The organism is Paracoccus sediminilitoris, assembly GCF_003259195.1.
GTDB classification, from domain to species: domain Bacteria; phylum Pseudomonadota; class Alphaproteobacteria; order Rhodobacterales; family Rhodobacteraceae; genus Paracoccus; species Paracoccus sediminilitoris.
The window spans coordinates 78175-97057 of record NZ_QJPK01000012.1 but is presented as its reverse complement, the minus strand read 5'-3'; the positions used below and the strand labels follow the sequence as shown (position 1 = coordinate 97057).

The 18883-nt window shown below is 63.9% G+C and carries 15 protein-coding genes and 4 tRNA genes; 7 read left to right on the top strand and 12 right to left on the bottom strand.

Annotation, left to right across the window (positions count from 1 at the left end; all coding sequences use genetic code 11):
* Positions 1-13: 13 nt before the first annotated feature.
* The 4 genes from DKT70_RS11700 to DKT70_RS11685 all read right to left on the bottom strand — a co-directional run bounded on the left by DKT70_RS11700 (position 14) and on the right by DKT70_RS11685 (position 4318).
* On the bottom strand, positions 14-2278 hold the full coding sequence (locus tag DKT70_RS11700) for an adenosylcobalamin-dependent ribonucleoside-diphosphate reductase (protein WP_111559303.1): 2265 nt from the start codon (positions 2276-2278) through the stop codon (positions 14-16).
* An 83-nt stretch (positions 2279-2361) separates the two neighbouring features.
* Positions 2362-3213, bottom strand: coding sequence for a lysophospholipid acyltransferase family protein (locus DKT70_RS11695; protein ID WP_111559302.1), 852 nt, complete (start codon positions 3211-3213; stop codon positions 2362-2364).
* Positions 3210-3935, bottom strand: a complete 726-nt coding sequence (locus tag DKT70_RS11690; RefSeq protein WP_111559318.1) for a GNAT family N-acetyltransferase — start codon at positions 3933-3935, stop codon at positions 3210-3212. Before DKT70_RS11690 ends, DKT70_RS11695 begins: the two co-directional genes overlap by 4 nt.
* Positions 3936-4138: 203 nt before the next feature.
* Complete coding sequence (locus DKT70_RS11685; RefSeq protein WP_111559301.1) at positions 4139-4318, bottom strand: DUF3553 domain-containing protein; 180 nt, start codon at positions 4316-4318, stop codon at positions 4139-4141.
* Positions 4319-4356: 38 nt separating this feature from the next.
* Here DKT70_RS11685 and DKT70_RS11680 point away from each other — a divergent pair, with 38 nt between their 5' ends.
* Complete coding sequence (locus DKT70_RS11680; protein ID WP_111559300.1) at positions 4357-4980, top strand: histidine phosphotransferase family protein; 624 nt, start codon at positions 4357-4359, stop codon at positions 4978-4980.
* A gap of 18 nt (positions 4981-4998) precedes the next feature.
* Here the strand turns inward: DKT70_RS11680 and DKT70_RS11675 are convergent, their stop codons facing one another.
* From DKT70_RS11675 to DKT70_RS11645, 7 genes are all read right to left on the bottom strand, one after another.
* Complete coding sequence (locus DKT70_RS11675) at positions 4999-6264, bottom strand: glutamate-5-semialdehyde dehydrogenase (protein ID WP_158530031.1); 1266 nt, start codon at positions 6262-6264, stop codon at positions 4999-5001.
* A 112-nt stretch (positions 6265-6376) separates the two neighbouring features.
* Positions 6377-6453: transfer RNA gene (locus DKT70_RS11670), tRNA-Asp, on the bottom strand.
* Positions 6454-6480: 27 nt separating this feature from the next.
* Positions 6481-6557: transfer RNA gene (locus DKT70_RS11665), tRNA-Asp, on the bottom strand.
* Positions 6558-6584: 27 nt separating this feature from the next.
* A tRNA-Asp gene (locus DKT70_RS11660) sits at positions 6585-6661 on the bottom strand.
* 27 nt (positions 6662-6688) lie between these two features.
* Positions 6689-6765 (bottom strand) — tRNA-Asp (locus DKT70_RS11655).
* Between the two features lie 145 nt (positions 6766-6910).
* A complete protein-coding gene (locus DKT70_RS11650) occupies positions 6911-8230 on the bottom strand; it encodes a PRC-barrel domain-containing protein (RefSeq protein WP_146612626.1) in 1320 nt (439 codons plus the stop codon).
* Positions 8231-8310: 80 nt separating this feature from the next.
* Entirely contained in the window at positions 8311-9408 is a 1098-nt protein-coding gene (locus DKT70_RS11645; protein ID WP_111559297.1) for an anhydro-N-acetylmuramic acid kinase, read from the bottom strand.
* Positions 9409-9468: 60 nt separating this feature from the next.
* Here DKT70_RS11645 and tyrS point away from each other — a divergent pair, with 60 nt between their 5' ends.
* The 6 genes from tyrS to glgX all read left to right on the top strand — a co-directional run bounded on the left by tyrS (position 9469) and on the right by glgX (position 18551).
* On the top strand, positions 9469-10725 hold the full coding sequence (gene tyrS, locus DKT70_RS11640; RefSeq protein WP_111559296.1) for a tyrosine--tRNA ligase: 1257 nt from the start codon (positions 9469-9471) through the stop codon (positions 10723-10725).
* A gap of 113 nt (positions 10726-10838) precedes the next feature.
* Complete coding sequence (locus DKT70_RS18045) at positions 10839-10991, top strand: hypothetical protein (RefSeq protein ID WP_158530029.1); 153 nt, start codon at positions 10839-10841, stop codon at positions 10989-10991.
* A 270-nt stretch (positions 10992-11261) separates the two neighbouring features.
* Complete coding sequence (treZ, locus tag DKT70_RS11635) at positions 11262-13001, top strand: malto-oligosyltrehalose trehalohydrolase (RefSeq protein WP_111559295.1); 1740 nt, start codon at positions 11262-11264, stop codon at positions 12999-13001.
* The gene (treY, locus tag DKT70_RS11630) at positions 12955-15195 is read left to right on the top strand and encodes a malto-oligosyltrehalose synthase (RefSeq protein ID WP_111559294.1); all 2241 of its coding nucleotides are present in this window, start codon (positions 12955-12957) and stop codon (positions 15193-15195) included. The genes treZ and treY overlap by 47 nt, the downstream gene beginning before the upstream one ends.
* Positions 15196-15322: 127 nt before the next feature.
* Entirely contained in the window at positions 15323-16492 is a 1170-nt protein-coding gene (locus tag DKT70_RS11625; protein ID WP_233490543.1) for a sugar phosphate nucleotidyltransferase, read from the top strand.
* A complete protein-coding gene (gene glgX, locus DKT70_RS11620; protein ID WP_111559293.1) occupies positions 16485-18551 on the top strand; it encodes a glycogen debranching protein GlgX in 2067 nt (688 codons plus the stop codon). Before DKT70_RS11625 ends, glgX begins: the two co-directional genes overlap by 8 nt.
* A gap of 104 nt (positions 18552-18655) precedes the next feature.
* Here the strand turns inward: glgX and DKT70_RS18655 are convergent, their stop codons facing one another.
* On the bottom strand, positions 18656-18781 hold the full coding sequence (locus DKT70_RS18655) for a hypothetical protein (RefSeq protein ID WP_267895652.1): 126 nt from the start codon (positions 18779-18781) through the stop codon (positions 18656-18658).
* Between the last annotated feature and the right edge of the window lie 102 nt (positions 18782-18883).

Sequence of the window (18883 nt, the reverse complement as noted above, 5' to 3'; positions counted from 1 at the left end):
CAGCCCGTCGGCATCAGCCGCATTTCGAATGACCGCAGCTGGGGCAGGTCATGCAGCCTTCGACCATGCGCATGCCGAACTGGCCACAGCTGGGGCAGGACGGGCCGCGCGGGGCTTCGCCCACGGCCATCACCTCGGCCTTGGGGTCGGTCTTGAGGCCCAGGCCTTCGCCGGCCAGGAAGCCCGTCTCGATCAGGTGCCGTTCGATCACGCCGCCGATGGCCGCCAGGATCGAGGGAACATAGCGTCCCTGCATCCAGGCCCCGCCGCGCGGATCGAAGACTGCCTTCAGCTCCTCGACCACGAAGCTGACATCGCCGCCGCGACGGAAGACCGCCGATACCATGCGCGTCAGCGCCACGGTCCAGGCGTAATGCTCCATGTTCTTCGAGTTGATGAAGATCTCGAACGGGCGGCGGTGGTTGCCGTGGATGATGTCGTTGATCGTGATATAGATCGCGTGTTCCGACCCCGGCCATTTCAGCTTGTAGGTCGCGCCCTCCAGAGCCGCGGGGCGGTCCAGCGGCTCGGTCAGATAGACGACATCGGCGCCGGTATCGGCCTCGGGGGCCTTTTCGGTCTTTTCGCTGACCGACAGGACCGAACCCGTAACGTCGTTCGGACGATAGGTGGTGCAGCCCTTGCAGCCCAGGTCCCAAGCCGACATGTAAACGTCCTTGAATGCCTCAAAGCTGATATCTTCGGGGCAGTTGATCGTCTTCGAGATCGAACTGTCGACCCATTCCTGCGCGGCCGCCTGCATTGCGACGTGGTCCTTGGGGGCCAAGGTCTGGGCGTTCACGAAGTAATCGGGCAGTTCGGCATCGCCCTTCAGGTCGCGCCACATCTGCACCGCATAATCGACGACCTCTTCCTCGGTGCGCGAGCCGTCCTTCTGCAGGACCTTGCGGGTATAGGCATAGGCGAAGACCGGCTCGATCCCCGAGGACACGTTGCCCGCATAGAGGCTGATGGTGCCGGTGGGCGCGATCGAGGTCAGCAGCGCGTTGCGGATGCCATGCTTGGCGATGGCATCGCGCACGTCCTTGTCCATCTTGGACATGAAGCCCGAGGCCAGGTATTTCTTGGCATCGAACAGCGGGAACGCGCCCTTTTCCTTGGCCAGATCGACGGAGGCCAGATAGGCCGACCGCGCGATCGCCTTCATCCAGACACCGGTCTGCGCCACGGCATCATCAGCGCCATAGCGCAGACCCAGCATCAGCAGCGCGTCGGCCAGACCGGTGACGCCCAGACCGATGCGACGCTTGTTGCGCGCCTCTTCTGCCTGCGCATCCAGCGGGAATTTCGACGCGTCGACGACGTTGTCCATCATGCGAACAGCGGTGCGAACCAGATCGTCCAGCGCCTCGGGGTCCAGTTCGGCGGCATCGGTGAAGGGATTGGTCACCAGGCGCGCCAGGTTGATCGACCCCAGCAGGCAGGCGCCATAGGGCGGCAACGGCTGTTCGCCGCAAGGGTTCGTTGCGCAGATCGTCTCGACATAGGACAGGTTGTTGGCCTTGTTGATCCGGTCGATGAAGATGACGCCCGGCTCGGCATAGTCATAGGTCGCCTTCATGATCCGGTTCCACAGGTCCAGCGCCTGGACGGTGCGGTACACCTTGCCGTCAAATTTCAGCTCCCACGGGGCATCGGCACGGACGGCATCCATGAAGTCGTCGGTGACCAGCACCGACAGGTTGAACATGCGCAGGCGGGCGCTGTCCTGCTTGGCCTCGATGAACTGTTCGACGTCCGGGTGGTCGCAGCGCATCGTGGCCATCATCGCACCGCGGCGCGAACCGGCGGACATGATCGTGCGGCACATCGCGTCCCAGACATCCATGAAGGACAAGGGACCGCTGGCGTCTGCCGCCACGCCCTTGACCGCCGCGCCGCGCGGACGGACCGTGCTGAAGTCATAGCCGATGCCGCCACCCTGCTGCATGGTCAGCGCGGCTTCCTTCAGCATGTCGAAGATGCCCGACATGCTGTCCGGCACGGTGCCCATGACGAAGCAGTTGAACAGCGTGACCGAACGCCCCGTTCCGGCACCGGCCAGGATGCGGCCTGCGGGCAGATACTTGAAATCCTCCAGTGCCGAGAAGAACTTCTCCTCCCACTTGGCGGGTTCCTTTTCCACGCGCGCCAGATCGCGCGCGACGCGGCGCCAGCTGTCCTCGACCGAACCGTCGACCGCCTGCCCTTCGGCGTCTTTCATCCGGTATTTCATATCCCAGATCTGTTCGGCGATCGGCGCGGCAAAGCGGGTCATCGGGGCATCCTTTGATGTAAGAGTGTTCATCTACACTAGATGTAGTGCGTTTGAGAGGTCTTTAGACCTCTCAAACAGCGAACTCAACAGCAAGATGTCGTTGACAAATCAATCTTGTCGTGATGCCCGCGGCGGACAATTTCTTCCGCCTTGGCAGATAAGGATTTTCGCGATTCATCCACAACCGGAATCGAATCATGCAGGCAGACGACCACCGATCCCTGTCGCTTGACTGCCAGGACATTCAGCAGATGGGACCCCAGATCCATGTCAGCCCACCAGCCGTAGAATCGCGGATCCTCGCCTTCAGGCGCGCGGTATATCGCCGTCATAGGCTGGATGGCCAGATCGCGCGGCAGGTCATCGGCCAGAAATCCTTGGAACAGCGTCGCCTTGAAGGGCAGCACGCGCAGACCGTCCGACGACGTTCCCTCGGGAAAGAACAGCAGGCGATGCCCCGCACGGATGCGCGCCGCGAATTCGCCGGCCTGCTGGCGGGCCAGGCGCGGGTCGCGGATGACGAAATGGGTGTTGGTGACGCGGGTCAGGATATTGATGCCGGGCCAGGACGCGACCTCGGACTTGCTGACGAAAAAGACCGGCATGGCGGCGTTCATCACCAGGATGTCCAGCCAGCTGGAATGGTTTGCCACGATCGCGCCCGGACCGCGCATGGGTTGCCCCCGGCGCGACCAGCGGATGCCAAGGCAGATCAGCACCAGGCGGCAGACGATCTGGACATGCGGCCCGGTCCAGGGACGGCGCAGGCCGAAAAACAACCGCTCGATCCCGCGAAGGGGCAGCAGCAGGATCACCCCGATCAGCAGGACCAGCACCGCCGGGACGATCCGCCGCACCACGCGCAACCAGGCGCGCGCCCCCTGCGGGCCGGGCAAGGGACGGGGCGGACTGTCGCGCCAGGTCGCCTGCGTCATGACGGCTGCCGACGGCTTTCGTAGAATTGCTTGTGACGCGCCGACATCAGCGAGGTATCCATCATCAGGAAGACGTCGGTGGTGTTGAAGGCGCGGTCCAGATAGGCGCCCTCGCCCACCAGCCCGCCAACCCGTAGATAAGCCTTGATCAGGGCGGGCATGCCGACCATCGCCTCGCGTCGGTCCAGCCGGTCCGGGGCGATCAGGTTCATGTCGACAAAGCCGTCGGGCTGCGCGCGCGCCCGCAATTCGGGCGGTGCCAGATGGTTGTGGTGCAGCCAGCTGAGCGAGGGCGACAGCATCGCCACGTCGGTGCCGTGAAAGCTGGCGACGCCGAACAGGATCTCGCTCTTCTTCTCTAGCACGTAATCAGAAAGGGCGTTCCACATCAGGAACATGGCCGACCCGCCCCGGTAATCGGCATGCACGCAGGACCGACCCAACTCCAGCAGCGGACGACCGCTGGCGCGCAGGGGGGCCAGATCATATTCCGTGTCGCAATAGAAGCGGCCAAAGGCTTCGGCCCGATCACTGGGCAGCAGGCGATAGACGCCGACCACGTGATCCAGATCCCGTTCGCTGCGCCGGGTGTCGATCAGGCAAAGATGATCGACTACCGGGTCGAATTCATCGCGTTCCAGCCGGGCGTCGTGATCGACCATCGGGCCGGTCCCGCCCAGTTCCTCGACAAAGACCCGATAGCGCAGGCGTTGCGCGGCCATCAGGTCCCGCGAATTTTCCGCAAGACGGATCTGGAAAAAGGACGGTTCGGCGCGGTTCACGGGGCCTCGGCTCTCATAGGGTTGCGCCTGTCTAGGAAACGCGGGGCATCATTGCAACATGGCAGCCCGCCAATGGTCCGTCGCGGCAAGGTTACGCTTGCGTCACGCAACCAAGGGTTGCAGGGTCGTCGCATGAACCAGGATCACCCCCCGTTGAACCGCACGATCTGCAACTGGACGCGCTTGCCGTCGATCACCTGCTTGCCGGCTTCGGCAAAGTTGATCGTGATGCGGTCACCGATGCGGGACTGGACCTGCCCTTCGCCCCATTCGGGTGCGCCGGGGTGACGCACGATCATGCCGGGTTCCAGGATTTCATTCACCGGGACACCTCCTTCAGAAAAAAGGAAGATAGACAATCATGACGGTCGATACAACGCGGATCGCTGCGGGCGATCTGGCCGCCTTGCTGGGATCGCGCCTGTGCCACGATCTGGTATCCCCCCTTGGGGCGATCGGAAATGGGGTCGAACTGCTGGAAATGTCACCTGATTTTCCCGACATCGCCCAATCCCCCGAAATGCGCCTGATCGCCGAGGCGGTGGCCGCCGCGCGGTCGCGCATCCAAGGGTATCGCATGGCGTTCGGGATGGCGTCGGGCGATCAGCGCGTCCCCCGCGCCGAACTGTCGCGCCTGCTGGAGGGCGTGGCCGCGCAGGGGCGGCTGACCATCACGCTGGACGCCGAAGGTGATTTCGCACGGACGGAAATACGGTTGGTGATGCTGGCCCTGATGTGCATGGAAACCGCGATGCCGTGGGGCGGGCGCGTGATCGTGCTACGCAATGCGCCCGGCTGGCGGCTAGTGGCCGAATGCGATCGCGCGCGCGTGGATGCGGATCTGTGGGCTTGGCTGGACGGCGGAGAGGCCCGCACGCCAACCGCATCCGAAGTGCATTTCGCCATGCTGGCCGAAGCTGCCCGTTCGGCGGGCAAGCGCCTGACCCATGAATTCGACGACAAGGGGGGCGAGATCAGCTTTTGACCCCGCCCGCGCGTGCCTTCAGCTGCGGATGGTGCCGTCGCCGGTGACCAGATATTTGAAGCTGGTCAACTGTTCGGCGCCAACCGGCCCGCGCGCATGCATCTTGCCCGTCGCAATGCCAATTTCGGCCCCCATGCCGAATTCGGCCCCGTCGGCAAACTGGGTCGAGGCGTTGCGCATCAGGATCGCGCTGTCCAGACCCGCGAAAAAGCGTTCGGCCATGGCGTCATCCTGCGTCAGGATCGATTCGGTGTGCTGGCTGCCATATTCGCGGATATGGGCAATCGCGCCGTCGACCCCGTCGACCAGCTTGGCCGCGATGATCATGTCCAGGAACTCGCGCCCGAAATCATCGGGTCCGGCGGGCACGGTGCCGGGGATCTGCGCCAGCTCGCCTTCGGCGCGGACCTCGACACCCGCCTTCAGCAGATCCTCGATCAGGACCGGGCCATGGGCCGCCAGGAAGGCGCGGTCGATCAGCAGGCATTCCGCCGATCCGCAGATGCCTGTGCGGCGCGTCTTGGCGTTCAGCACCACGCGGCGCGCCTTTTCCAGATCGGCGGCGCCATCGGCATAGACGTGGCAGATGCCCTCGAGATGTGCAAAGACCGGCACACGCGCCTCGCGCTGGACCAGCCCGACCAGACCCTTGCCGCCGCGCGGGATGATCACGTCGATCAGCCCCTGCGCGCCCAGCATCGCCGTCACGGCGGCACGGTCGCGGGTCGGCACCATCTGGATGGCGGCCTCGGGCAGGCCGGCGGCGCGCAGCCCCTCGACCATGCAGGCATGGATCGCCGCGCTCGAATTCAGGCTTTCCGATCCACCGCGAAGGATTACCGCATTGCCGGATTTCAGCGCCAGCGCCCCCGCATCGGCCGTCACGTTCGGGCGGCTTTCATAGATGACCCCGATCACCCCGATCGGCGTGCGCACGCGCTGGATGTTCAGCCCCGAAGGCCGATCCCATTCGGCGATGACCTGCCCTACCGGATCGTCCTGCCCCGCCACGTCGCGCAACCCCTGCGCGATGGCTTGCAGCCGCTGCGGGTCCAGCCGCAACCGGTCCATCATCGCATCGCTCAGACCCTTGTCGCGGCCGAATTGCAGGTCCTGTTCATTCGCGGCCAGAATGTCGTCGGTTTGCGCGATGACGGCATCGGCGGCAGCCATCAGGGCCGCGCGCTTGGCTGGTGCAGGGGCCTGAGCCAGTTCGACTGCAGCCTTGCGGGCCGCCTTGCCAAGACCGTCGATCAGTGTCTGCGCCGTTGCCATGTCAGTCATCGTCATCCCCCTGCGCCATCGCGCGTGAAAACTAGGCAGCCGAACCAAGCTGCACCCCCGCAGGGGCGGTTTTCCAAGTCGTCTGTCGTCATGTTCGGGAAAGGTGAAGAAATGGCGCGGTTGACGGGGCTCGAACCCGCGACCCCCGGCGTGACAGGCCGGTACTCTAACCAACTGAGCTACAACCGCGCATATCTTCGGACGAAAAATGAGTTATGGCGCGGTTGACGGGGCTCGAACCCGCGACCCCCGGCGTGACAGGCCGGTACTCTAACCAACTGAGCTACAACCGCGCATATCTTCGGACGAAAAATGAGTTATGGCGCGGTTGACGGGGCTCGAACCCGCGACCCCCGGCGTGACAGGCCGGTACTCTAACCAACTGAGCTACAACCGCGCATATCTTCGGACGAAAAATGAGTTATGGCGCGGTTGACGGGGCTCGAACCCGCGACCCCCGGCGTGACAGGCCGGTACTCTAACCAACTGAGCTACAACCGCCCAACTCATTCACTCCAGCGTTCGTCCTCTGGAGTAAGGCGGTGTCTACTCACAGCGGGCGACCCCGTCAAGGCCGCCCGTGACATTTTTCTAAAATATCCGCCATTATTTTGAAGGCATTGTTATTTCTTGAGGAATTCGCGAATTATTCGCTGGCCTGATGCTCAGGCAGCGCTTCGATCTGGTCCGAAGGCGTCGCGATATAGGCACGCAGTTCACCGTCCCCATCCTGCTGGAAGGACAGATCCGCCAGCGGCAGCGCGACGTCCTTTTCACCCAGCCCCAAGAAACCGCCCACGCCGATAATGGCAGCCTGCTGTTCGGCATCGAACATCGAGATCTCGCCGACTTCTTGATCGTCCGAACTGAAAACCGGGGTTCCGTCCATCCCCTCGGCCATTACCTCGTCGGCGTCGACCAGAACACTGCCTTCGCGCAGGGCGATGGCATTGACCGTTGCCTCGACCTCACCCGAACTGGGCGCCGTGCCCATAGCGGCCTGATCGGCAGCAGCTTCGTCGCTTGTTGCAACAGCAGGAGCTTCCTCGGTAGCGTCGGCCTCGACAGGCAGTTCCGCAGGATCGACATTTTCGGTGGTTTCATCGGTCGACGCCCGGTCAGTGGTCGTCTCGTTGCTGGCCAGCGGATCGGATGCGGGCATCGCCTCGGTCGGTTCGGTCATGCTTTCCGAGGCTGCCTCGGCCGTGCCATCCTCGAGGGGTGCATTCATGTCTGCTGTCGGATCGGCAGCGGGCTGCACGACGGGTTCGGCGTCATTTATGGCTTCGTCTTCGGCCTCGGGGGCTTCACCCATCTGGTCCTTCGCATCGGCGTCGGAATTGGCCTCGCTGGCATCGGCGCCTTCAGCATTCTGGGGCGCCTGCTCTGCGGTCTCATCTGCTGGGGCCGGCTGGTCATCGCCTTCCTGTTCGGGCTGCACGGCCATCGGCTCCCCTGCCGCAGGTTCCTCTGCCATGGCGTCATACGCTGCGGCTTCGGGGGCATCGGCCTCGCCGGTCGCAGCTTCCTCAGCCGCCGGTTCTTCCGGTGCCGCAGCATCCTCGGCCTCTGGGCTCTCCGTCATCGCCGGCTCTGCTGCCGCGTCACCACCCTCCATCCGTTCGACCGCCAGCTCGGCGGTTTCGGGGGCATTGATGGTGATCTCGGGCTCTGCCTCGGTGACCTCGGCTTGCATTTCCTCGCCATCGGGACCGATGACCTTCGGTGCACAATTCTCGACGGAAACCTCGGGGGCGGCCTGGGTGACGGTGACGGTCGGCTCACCGCCTTCAGCCTCGGGCATGGTGACCGTGACGGTCGGCGGGGTCTGGGTGACCGTGACGGTCGCTGCGCATTGTTCCACGGTCAAGCTGCCCTGCTCGGCGCCTTCTTCGGCATCCTGTGCAAAGGCGGGGCCGGTCAGCAATGCGACGGCGGCGGCGGTTCCCAACAGATGTCTGACCATCATATCCTCCTTGGTGATACGGGCGCCCGAGGGCGTTCCCGTTCCAACCACCAAGGTCGGCAAGGGTTCCTTGCGTGACCCTATCTTGGGTGGCTGATCCGTCCGCCACAGACCGGCGCGGGCACGCCCGTCGTCATCGGGCCCGAGATCGGCAGCCCCCGCATCACCCGAACCGCCATCCAGCCGAAGGCCTGCGCCTCCAGCATATCGCCATCCAGGCCGATGGTTTCGATCGGCAAGACAGGGATGCCCAGATCCCGCCGCAGGGCGTCCATCATGGCGGCGTTATGGCGACCGCCGCCGCAGACCAGAACCTGCGAACATCCCCCGGGCAGCCAGCGCATCCCCGCCGCCACCGAGCCCGACACCGCCGCCACCAGCGTCGCCGCCGCATCCGCGACGTCCAGCGCTTCGACCGCGCGGATCAGATCGGCGAACTGGTCGCGGTCCAGCGATTTCGGGGCAGGTCGGGCGAAATAGGGGTGCGACAGGAAATCCGCGATGATGACCGCATCGGACCGCCCGCTGGCGGCCAATGCGCCGCCTTCATCGCGTGTCCGGTGCAGGCGACGGCGCATCAGGTCGTTCAGGGGCGCGTTGGCGGGGCCGGTATCAAAGGCGATGCAGGCCCCGTCATCTTCGGGCGCCGCCCTGCGCGGATCGACCCAGCTGATATTGCCCACGCCGCCAAGGTTCAGAAAAGCCACAGGGGCCGATGGCAGATACCCCTGCCCCACGGCCCATTCCGCGCAGGCCCAGTGGAAGAACGGCACCAGCGGCGCACCTTCGCCGCCCTGGCGGACGTCCTCGGACCGGAAATCCCACACGACGGGCCGGTCGATGGCGCGGGCAAGGTCTGCCCCGCTGCCCGCCTGATGGGTGCCGCGACCCCGCGGGTCATGGGCCAGCGTCTGGCCGTGAAAGCCCACGATCTGCGCCTGCGGAAACCGGCGGGCCAAGTCGGCATGGCTGTCCTCAACCAGCCTTGCCGCCTCGGGGACGCAGGGCGCGTCATGCCATGACCCAAGCGCCGCGTGCAGCACCGCGGCCTCGTTGTCGGAAAACGCGCGGAAGCCGCTGTCGCCAAAGGCGGCGATCCGTTCGCCGTCGGTCTCGATCATCGCCGCGTCCACCCCGTCCAGCGAGGTTCCCGACATCATCCCCAAAACCCGGATCATCGCGCCTTTTCCTTTATTGCCGCAGCCTGTATATCGCGAGCGTTCAAAAGGATGAAGCCCATGACCTATCAGCCCAAATCCGACTTCCTGCGCGTGATGACCGAGCGCGGCTATCTGGCCGACTGCACGGATTACGAAACTTTGGACAAGGCACTGCTTGCCGGGCCGGTCACCGCCTATATCGGCTATGACGCGACGGCGGCCAGCCTGCATGTGGGCCACCTGCTGAATGTCATGATGCTGCGCTGGTTCCAGAAGACCGGCAACCGTCCGATCACCCTGATGGGCGGCGGCACGACCAAGGTGGGCGACCCATCCTTCCGCAGCGACGAACGCCCGCTGCTGGACGATGCCGCGATCCAGACGAATATCGATGGCATGCAGCAGGTGTTTGCACGCTACTTGGATTACGGCGATGACGGCGCGCAGATGCTGAACAACGCCGAATGGCTGGACGGGCTGAACTATCTGACCTTCCTGCGCGACATCGGGCGGCATTTCAGCGTCAACCGGATGCTGTCGTTTGAATCCGTGAAATCCCGCCTGGACCGCGAACAGTCGCTGTCCTTTCTGGAATTCAACTACATGATCCTGCAGGCCTATGATTTTCTGGAACTGAACCGCCGCTATGGCTGCCAGTTGCAGATGGGCGGATCGGACCAGTGGGGCAACATCATCAACGGCATCGACCTGACGCGCCGCGTGGACGACACGCCGTTGTTCGGACTGACCTCGCCGCTGCTGACCACCAGCGACGGGCGCAAGATGGGCAAATCCGCGGGCGGGGCGGTCTGGCTGAACGGCGCGATGCTGTCGCCCTATGAATTCTGGCAGTTCTGGCGCAACACGACCGATGCCGATGTGGGCCGCTTCCTGAAGCTCTATACCGAACTGCCGGTCGAGGAATGCGACCGTCTGGGCGCGCTGGAAGGGTCCGAGATCAACGCCGCCAAGGTCCTGCTGGCCAATGAGGTCACCACCCTGCTGCACGGCGCCGATGCCGCCGCCAGCGCCGAGGCGACCGCGCGCCAGGTCTTTGAACAGGGCGGCGCCGGTGGCGATCTGGAGGTTGCCATGCTGCCTGCTGATACGGCGACCGACGGGCTGAGCGTGATCCAGGCGCTGGTCCAGTCGGGCATCGTCGCATCGGGCAAGGAGGCCAAGCGCCTGATCGCCGAGGGCGGTCTGCGCATGGACAACGACCCCGTCACCGATCCCCAGACGATGATCGACCCGGCCGCCCTGCAATCGGGCATCAAGGTGTCGGTGGGCAAGAAGAAGCACCGGATGTTGCGCCTGGAAGGCACGGCCAGTTGACGCAAACTTGAGGATACCATCGCTCTGACCTTGCGTCAGGGCGGTGGTATTTTGACTGACCGATCAATAAGTGATCCCCGGGGCAGGAAAACCGAATCCCAGGATATGGAATCATGACCAAGATCGAACAGAAGCCGCTGAGCATCGAAGACCGCAAGCGCAGCATCGAAGCCGAGGCAGTGCTGGACCAGATGTACGGATATTATGTTCGCGAAGACGCGCCGCGTTATGTCGTCAGCGAACTGGACGCACGCAAGGCCGCCTGATCGCGGATTGCACGGTGACGACCAAGGGGCCACGCGGGGCCCCTTCGCATATCCGCATCATCCAAATGCGACCAACGCAATGGCAGGGGCATTCGCGATCCGTCCGGGTCAGCCTTCTGCCCAGTTGCCGCGCAGTAGACCGCCTTCACCATGCATCGTCAGCCTGTGACCGGTCGCGAATGACGCGTTGGGCATTGCTTTTTGTCTATTGTTGGAACGGCTCGGCCTTCAGCATCATTACCCAATGGGATAGGTGTGCAGGGGGGTGACATGCAGCAGCGATTCTGGGGCCCCCGATATTCGGATGGTACGTGGCAGGTTTGTCTTTGGGCACCAAAGGTTGAACGTGTCCAGATCCTGCTGGACGACACCCCCCAGCCGATGACGCATACCGAAAACGGGGTCTGGTGTGCCGATCTTCAAGCCGCCCCTGGCAGCTGCTATCGTTTTGACGTCGATGGGGTGGTGATGCCGGACCCGGCCAGCAGGCTGCAGGCGGGCAGTGTCGATGGCGCCTCGGTTCTGATGCTTCCGGACAGTCACGCATGGCGCTGCAACTGGCAGGGCCGCCCTTGGTCTCAAGCAGTGATCTATGAAATGCATGTCGGGACCTTCACGCCGCAGGGCACTTTCGCCTCGGCCCAGGACAAGGTGGTTCAGCTGGCCGAGATGGGCTTTACCGCCATCCAGCTGATGCCGGTGGGTCAGTTCGCGGGTCAGCGCGGCTGGGGCTATGACGGCGTGCTTCCCTATGCGCCTCACCCGGTTTATGGATCACCCGGCGACCTGAAACGGTTAATTGATGCTGCCCATGACTGCGGGCTGATGGTCTACCTGGATCTGGTGATGAACCATTTCGGCCCCGAAGGCGCGCTCATTCATCACAGTTCACCCGATTTCTTCGATGCCTCCCGTAAGACCCCCTGGGGTCCGGCCATCGATTTCTCTCGGCCAGCAGTGCAGGAATTCTGGATTGACTGCGCGTTGCATTGGTTGGACGAATACCGCTTCGACGGCTTGCGCCTGGATGCCGTCCATCAGATCCAGGGGCCGGGTGCCGATGCGTTCATGACGCGCCTGGCGGAGGAGGTTCATGCCCTGTCCCCGCGCCGCCACCTGATCACCGAGGATGAGCGAAATATTCCCGACCTGCGGCAGGCGGGCTATGACGCCACTTGGAACGATGATTTCCATCATGCCATCCACGTCGCCCTGACCGGCGAGAATGGAAGCTATTATGCCAGCTTCGCCGACGATCCCGTGGGTGATCTGGCAACCGCATTAGCGCGGGGCCATGTCGAGGAAGGCCAGCCCCGCCCCCACCTTGCCGCGCCGCGCGGCGCCCCCTGTGGTGACCTTCCCGTGACGGGCTTTGTCAACGCGGTCCAGACCCATGACCAGGTCGGCAACCGCGCCATGGGCGACCGGCTGATCACTTTGGGCGACCCCCGCGCCGTTGCCGCGGCCTATGCGTTGCTGCTGATCTCGCCCTATGTCCCGATGGTCTTCATGGGCGAAGAGCGTGGTGAAACCGCCCCCTTCCAGTTCTTTGCCGATTTCGAGGGCGATCTGGCCCAGGCGGTTCGGGACGGACGCGCATCCGAGTTCGCCGAGATCGCCGCCTTGGGCAAATCGGTTCCCGACCCGCTGTCGCCCGCGACCTTCCTGCGATCCAAGCTGAGCTGGAACGAGGATGCGTCAGCCAGCGCCTGGATCGAGCTGACCCGCAAGGCGCTTCATTTCCGGGCCGCGCATGTGATGCCGCTGATCGCCTCGCCGCGGCTTGGTGTGGAGGTCACGCGGCCTGCGCCGGGCCTGATCCGCGCCGAATGGCGATTTGCGGCCGGAACGCTGGCCTTGTCGCTGGCTTTCGGTCAACCTGACCCGAACCCGATCCCCGACGCAAATTTCCGCGCCGGCCATCCCAATGCAGATTACGCGCTGACAGCAAGGGCCATTCATCATGATGCCAAGCATTCCGACCGCCACCTATCGCGTGCAACTGCGTGACGGTCTGGATTTCGACAGTCTGAGTTCGCATCTTGGCTATATCGCGGATCTGGGAATATCGCATCTCTACCTGTCGCCGATCTTCACGGCGGGCACCGGTTCGACCCATGGCTATGACATCACCGATCCTTCGCAGATCGATCCTGTCCTGGGCGGGGCCGAAGGATTTCGCGCCCTGGCCAGGGCGGCGCAGGCGGCAGGCTTGGGCATCATCCTGGACATCGTTCCCAACCACACGGCGTTTTCCCCTGAAAATCCCTGGCTGGCGGATGTGCTGCGGCATGGTCCGTCCAGCCGCTATGCCCCGCATTTCGACATCGACTGGCAGGCGGGCCCGCTGATCCTGCCCTTCCTGCCCGAACCGTTCGAAAAGCTGATGGCCGAAGACGCCTTCAGCGTGTCGGACGGCATGTGGCGCATGGGCGATCTGGCCATTCCGCTGGCCGAAGGGACGCAGAGCGGTGACCTGCGCGACGTCCACGAGGCGCAGCATTGGCGTCTTGCCCATAGCGACCTGGACCGTGACGGCATCACCCACAGGCGTTTCTTCAACGTCACCGGGCTGATCGGCATGCGGGTCGAAGATCCGCGCGTCTTTCACGACACCCATGCGCTGATCCTGGACCTGGTGCGGCAAGGTCTGGTCCAGGGGCTTCGGGTCGATCATATCGACGGGCTGGTGGATCCGGCGGGCTATCTGCGTCATTTGAAGGCCGAGCTGCCCGACACCCCGATCTGGGTCGAGAAGATCCTGGTCCGCGACGAGACATTGCCCCCCGAATGGCCCACCGCCGGAACCACCGGCTATGAGGCCGCACGCCTGATCGCGCGCATGCTGACCGACGGCACCGGATTGCAACGTCTGGATGCCGACTGGCGCCGCGTCACCGGCAACGACGTCAGCTTTCATGCCGAGTTGATCCGCTCCAAGACCGATATCCTGGACAATGAACTGGCCGCCGAACGGCGTCAGCTGGCGGGCATGGCGGCCGATGCCTGCGCCGGTTCGACGGTGGCCCAGCCCGGACCCGAATCCCTGCGCGAGGCCGTCACCGCCCTTCTGGTCGCGATGCCGCGCTATCGTAGCTATGTCCACGATGGTCCGGCATCGGCCGAAGACCGCGCGCTGATCGCGCAGGTGGCTGACGAAGCGGCGCAGGGCCTGCGTTCGGACGTGGTGCTGCGCATGCTGCAGGACATCATCTGCGACCCCCAGACCGAGGCCCAGCATGCCTTCGTCACCCGCTTTCAGCAGGTGTCGGGCGCGCTTCTTGCCAAATCGCAGGAGGATACCGCCGGTTTCCGCTGGACCCGCTTTCTGGCTGCCAACGAAGTCGGTGCCGAACCTGACGAACCCACGGTAACGGCCATGGAGGCGTCGCGTTTTCTGGCGAATGCCAGCCCGACGGGGATGGTCCTGACCTCGACCCACGACACCAAGCGATCCGAAGATTCGCGCATGCGTCTGGTCGCCATCAGCCATTTGCCCCAGGACTTTGCGTCCCTGATGCAGGACACGGCCGGCCTACCCTGCGCCCGTCATGTGACGCCCGATTGGCAATGGTATCTGCTGCAATCGGCGCTGGCACTTTATGGGGCGCAGGATGCGGGCGACCGCCTTGCCCAGCACATGGAAAAGGCCATGCGCGAGGCCAAGCTGACCAGTTTCTGGTCCAATCCCGATGAAAACGCCGAGGCCGCCGCAGCCGATCTTGGTCACGCCATTCTTGACCGTTGGAAATCCGCAGCGCCTCCTGCGCTGGACCGGCTGATCGCCCGGGGACAATCGCTGGCCATGGCGCAGCTGCTGTTCAAGATGGTCATGCCGGGCTTTCCCGACATCTATCGCGGGTCCGAGGATCAGTTCTTGGCCTTGACCGATCCCGACAACCGCCTTGCCGTCAATTGGGATCACCTGTCGGACCTTCCCAACGGCGACGGCTTCGGCGCGACCAAGGCCCGCTGGACACGTGACCTGCTGCAGCTGCGCGGCCAGGAAGCCGTCTTCCTGCAGCGCGCGGATGCCTGTGCGGTGATGGATGACGGACAGGTCGCCATCAGGCGTGTCTTGGAAGGGCGCGGTCTGTCGGCGCGGTGGGCGGATCGCGCGGACGCGCCCTTGGCGGGACAGCCGGTGCTGACCTTCACGGCATCCGACGGCTCGCGCGTCGACTTGGCTTGGGTGCAATCGTGACTTGCGGTTCTTAACATATGACAACCGCAGGAACACAGGCCGCGCATCGGCGTTTCATGGATGTTCCGGCGCGCCCTTCCAGTTCGAAGACGCGCAGGGCTTCCACCTCGATCCAAGGATTGCAGCCGTGTCTTCTTTGCCCCAGAACCGAATCTTCGACGCACCCTCCTCGCCCCTGAAGTGCGCGACCATCCTGCTTGCCGGTGGCAAGGGGACGCGCCTTCATGATCTGACCGCCAGCGACAGCAAACCCGCGGTTCCCTTTGCCGGGCGCAACCGCATCATCGATTTCGCGATGGCCAACGCGGTCCGGTCGGGCATCGGGCAAATGTTGGTTGCGACGCAATACGCACCTCAGACGCTGCATGATTATCTTCCCGCGCGGTGGGGTCGGCATTTCGACCGAGGCGGATTGGTCCTTCAGGATGGTTGCGGGCGCTATCTGGGAACGGCGGATGCACTGCGCCACAACTGGGACCGGATCGCCCAGTCACCCTCGGATGAGGTTCTGGTGCTGGCCGCCGACCATGTCTATGACATGGATTACGCCGCCCTTGTCGCGCGTCACCGCCAGTCGGGTGCCGTGGCGACTGTTGCCGTCGACGTCGTTCCCTTGGCGCAGGCCAGCGCCTTTGGCGTCATGCAGGCCGATGGCGACGGCAAGATCACCTCGTTTCTGGAAAAGCCGGCGCATCCGCCCGCCATGCATGGCGATCCGCGTCGTGCGCTGGTGTCGATGGGGATCTATGTCCTGTCGAAACGCTGGTTGAAGACGGTGCTGTTCGACACCCACCCCCAAGCGATGGATTTCGGCCATGACGTCATCCCGCTGGCGGTCGATCAGGGCATGGCGGCGGTCTACAAGCTTCCCGCGGGACCCGATGGCCATGCCTATTGGCGCGATGTCGGCACGCTGGATGCGCTGCGGTTGGCGCAGCTGGATTTCGTCCACGGCAGCCCCGCCCGCCTTCCCCGCGCGGGTGCCGTGACAGACTGGCATCTGGGCCAAGGCAGTGTCGCGATGATGGGCGCCGTGGTGTCGCGAAGCGCGGACCTGCGCAACACCATCGTGGCACCGGGATGTTATGTCCCGCCGGGGCTGGTCGCGGGCCACGATCCCCAGGAAGACACCGCCTGGTTTACCCGCACGCCAGGGGGAACCGTGCTTATCACGCAGGCAATGCTGGATCGCCGCGCCGTTCTGCGGATCCCGCACAGCCGCATGCGCGTTGCCCCCCAGTTCGGACATCCGCACCCGGTGCGATCGTCCCTTGTGAAAGACCAGCAACATGCGTGACATGACCACTCCTCCCCTTTTCGATCCGACAATGGCGCGGTCCGATATTCTTGGGGCGGAATTCCTGGGCGAAGGCACGAACTTCGCCCTCTTTTCGGAAAACGCGACACAGGTCGATCTGTGCCTGTTCGACGAGACCGGCGAGAATGAGTTGCACCGCCTGACCCTGCCATTGATGGAGGGCGGCATCTGGTACGGCTATCTGCCCGAAATCATGCCCGGTCAGGTCTATGGCTATCGCGTCCACGGTCCTTACGAGCCGGAACAGGGGCACCGGTTCAATCACAACAAGCTGCTGCTGGATCCCTATGCCCGCGAATTGCGCGGAGAGATCATTTGGGACGATGCCCTGCACGGCTACGTCATCGGTCAGGACGATCTGTCCTTCGACGAACGCGACAGCGCGCCGTTCATGCCCAAGGCTGTGGTCGTCGACAGCCAGTTCGACTGGGACAGTGACCGCGCCCTGCGGACCCCTTGGCCCGAAACCGTGATCTATGAGGCGCATGTCAAGGGCATGACCCAGCTGCATCCCGGCGTGCCCGAAGACCTGCGCGGCAGTGTTCAGGGTCTGGCGTCGGATGCGGTGATCGAACACTTGAAGTCGATCGGCGTCACCACGATCGAGCTGTTGCCCATCCATGCCTTCGCCAACGACCATTTCCTGGTGGAAAAGGACCTGTCGAATTATTGGGGTTATTCCACCCTGTCCTTCTTTGCCCCCCATGCCCCCTATCTGCACAGCCGCCAGATCAAGGAGGTCAAGGAGGCGATCCGCCGGTTCCACAAGGCGGGTCTGGAGGTCATTCTGGACGTCGTCTTCAACCACACCTGCGAAGGCAACGAACTGGGCCAGACGCTATCCTTCCGCGGCATCGACAACGCGTCCTATTATCTGCTGTCGCCCGATGACAAGCGTCATGGTTTCGACACGACCGGCACCGGAAACACGCTGAACCTGTCGCATCCCATGGTGCTGCGCATGGTCATGGACAGCCTGCGTTACTGGGTCGAGGCGATGCATGTCGACGGCTTTCGCTTTGATCTGGCATCGACCCTGGGCCGCGAAGGCTATGGCTTTGAACGCGACGGGTCGTTCTTCAATGCCATCCGTCAGGATCCTGTTCTGTCGGGTATCAAGCTGATTGCGGAACCTTGGGATATCGGCGACGGCGGTTATCAGGTGGGCGGCTATCGCTGGCCCTTCCGCGAATGGAACGACAAGTTCCGCGACGACACCCGCGCCTTCTGGCGTCGCGACCAGGGTCTGCTGCCGGTCATGTCCGAGCGTCTTTCGGGGTCGCCGGTGCAGTTCAATCACAGCCAGCGTCCCGCGACCTCCAGCGTCAACTTCGTGGCCGCGCATGACGGGTTCACGTTGTGGGACACGGTCAGCTATAATGACAAGCACAATGACGCGAATGGCGAAGGTGGCCGTGACGGCCACGATCATAACCTGTCGGACAATATGGGCATCGAAGGCCCGACCGATGATCCGGTTACCGAGGCCGCCCGCATTCGCCGCACCCGCGCCATGCTGGCGACCGTGATCCTGGCCCAAGGTGTCCCGATGATTCTGGCCGGGGATGAGATGGGCAACAGCCAGGGCGGCAACAACAACGCCTATTGCCAGGACAATGAGATTGCCTGGCTGGAATGGGACAAGGCGAAGCCGGAACTGGTGACAGCGGTCCAGGCGCTGACCGCCTTCCGCGCGCGGCACAATCTGGCGCAGGCGCGCTTTGCCCTGCCGCCTGACCAGCCGCATCCCGACCATCCGATCACCTGCTGGCTGCATCCGCGCGGTGATGAGATGACGCAGGACGACTGGTCGGATGAAAATCTGTGCTGCATGGGCATGCTGCTGAAGGGCAGCGGCCCCGACCATGTCCTGATCATCGTCAATGCAGGTGACGATGGTGAATTCGCGCTGCCCGATGGCGACTGGCACATGCAGATCGACACCGCCAGCGACGAGGTCGCCTGCGACACGGCGGTCTCGGGGGTGGTGCCGGTCCCGTGGCAGTCGGTTCTGGCCTTTACCCGTCCTGCTGAATGACATATTGCGCCGCCCTTCGGGGCGGCGCTTGCGTCTGAGACTGGTCAGATGGTTGTCCCATGCCAGATCAAGCACCGCCGCATGGCCGGGAGAGATCACGCCGCTCATGCCGTCGGTAAAGGCCAACCCGCCGCCCGCACGACGCCGCAGACATCCATGCGTCGCATGATCGTCGGCCCGTCTTCGGCATTAGGGTCGAAGACATGCGCCGCACTGGCGAACAGCCCCATGATCGCCACCTGTCTCCCGTCGCCCGAAAACGACACTGAAACCTCACGTCCCTGTAACGCCGGCTGATCAGCATCGCCCACAATGCGCAGGCTCGGCGCCTG

What these genes read in the sequence shown, in the direction of transcription:
- treY (WP_111559294.1), top strand. Translation starts at nt 12,955, where the DNA reads ATGATGCCAAGCATTCCGACCGCCACCTATCGCGTGCAACTGCGTGAC.
- treZ (WP_111559295.1), top strand. Translation starts at nt 11,262, where the DNA reads ATGCAGCAGCGATTCTGGGGCCCCCGATATTCGGATGGTACGTGGCAG.
- DKT70_RS11695 (WP_111559302.1), bottom strand. Translation starts at nt 3,213, where the DNA reads ATGACGCAGGCGACCTGGCGCGACAGTCCGCCCCGTCCCTTGCCCGGC.
- DKT70_RS11675 (WP_158530031.1), bottom strand. Translation starts at nt 6,264, where the DNA reads ATGACTGACATGGCAACGGCGCAGACACTGATCGACGGTCTTGGCAAG.
- glgX (WP_111559293.1), top strand. Translation starts at nt 16,485, where the DNA reads ATGCGTGACATGACCACTCCTCCCCTTTTCGATCCGACAATGGCGCGG.
- tyrS (WP_111559296.1), top strand. Translation starts at nt 9,469, where the DNA reads ATGACCTATCAGCCCAAATCCGACTTCCTGCGCGTGATGACCGAGCGC.
- DKT70_RS11700 (WP_111559303.1), bottom strand. Translation starts at nt 2,278, where the DNA reads ATGACCCGCTTTGCCGCGCCGATCGCCGAACAGATCTGGGATATGAAA.
- DKT70_RS11650 (WP_146612626.1), bottom strand. Translation starts at nt 8,230, where the DNA reads ATGGTCAGACATCTGTTGGGAACCGCCGCCGCCGTCGCATTGCTGACC.
- DKT70_RS11645 (WP_111559297.1), bottom strand. Translation starts at nt 9,408, where the DNA reads ATGATCCGGGTTTTGGGGATGATGTCGGGAACCTCGCTGGACGGGGTG.
- DKT70_RS18655 (WP_267895652.1), bottom strand. Translation starts at nt 18,781, where the DNA reads ATGGGGCTGTTCGCCAGTGCGGCGCATGTCTTCGACCCTAATGCCGAA.
- DKT70_RS11690 (WP_111559318.1), bottom strand. Translation starts at nt 3,935, where the DNA reads ATGGCCGCGCAACGCCTGCGCTATCGGGTCTTTGTCGAGGAACTGGGC.
- DKT70_RS11680 (WP_111559300.1), top strand. Translation starts at nt 4,357, where the DNA reads ATGACGGTCGATACAACGCGGATCGCTGCGGGCGATCTGGCCGCCTTG.
- DKT70_RS18045 (WP_158530029.1), top strand. Translation starts at nt 10,839, where the DNA reads ATGACCAAGATCGAACAGAAGCCGCTGAGCATCGAAGACCGCAAGCGC.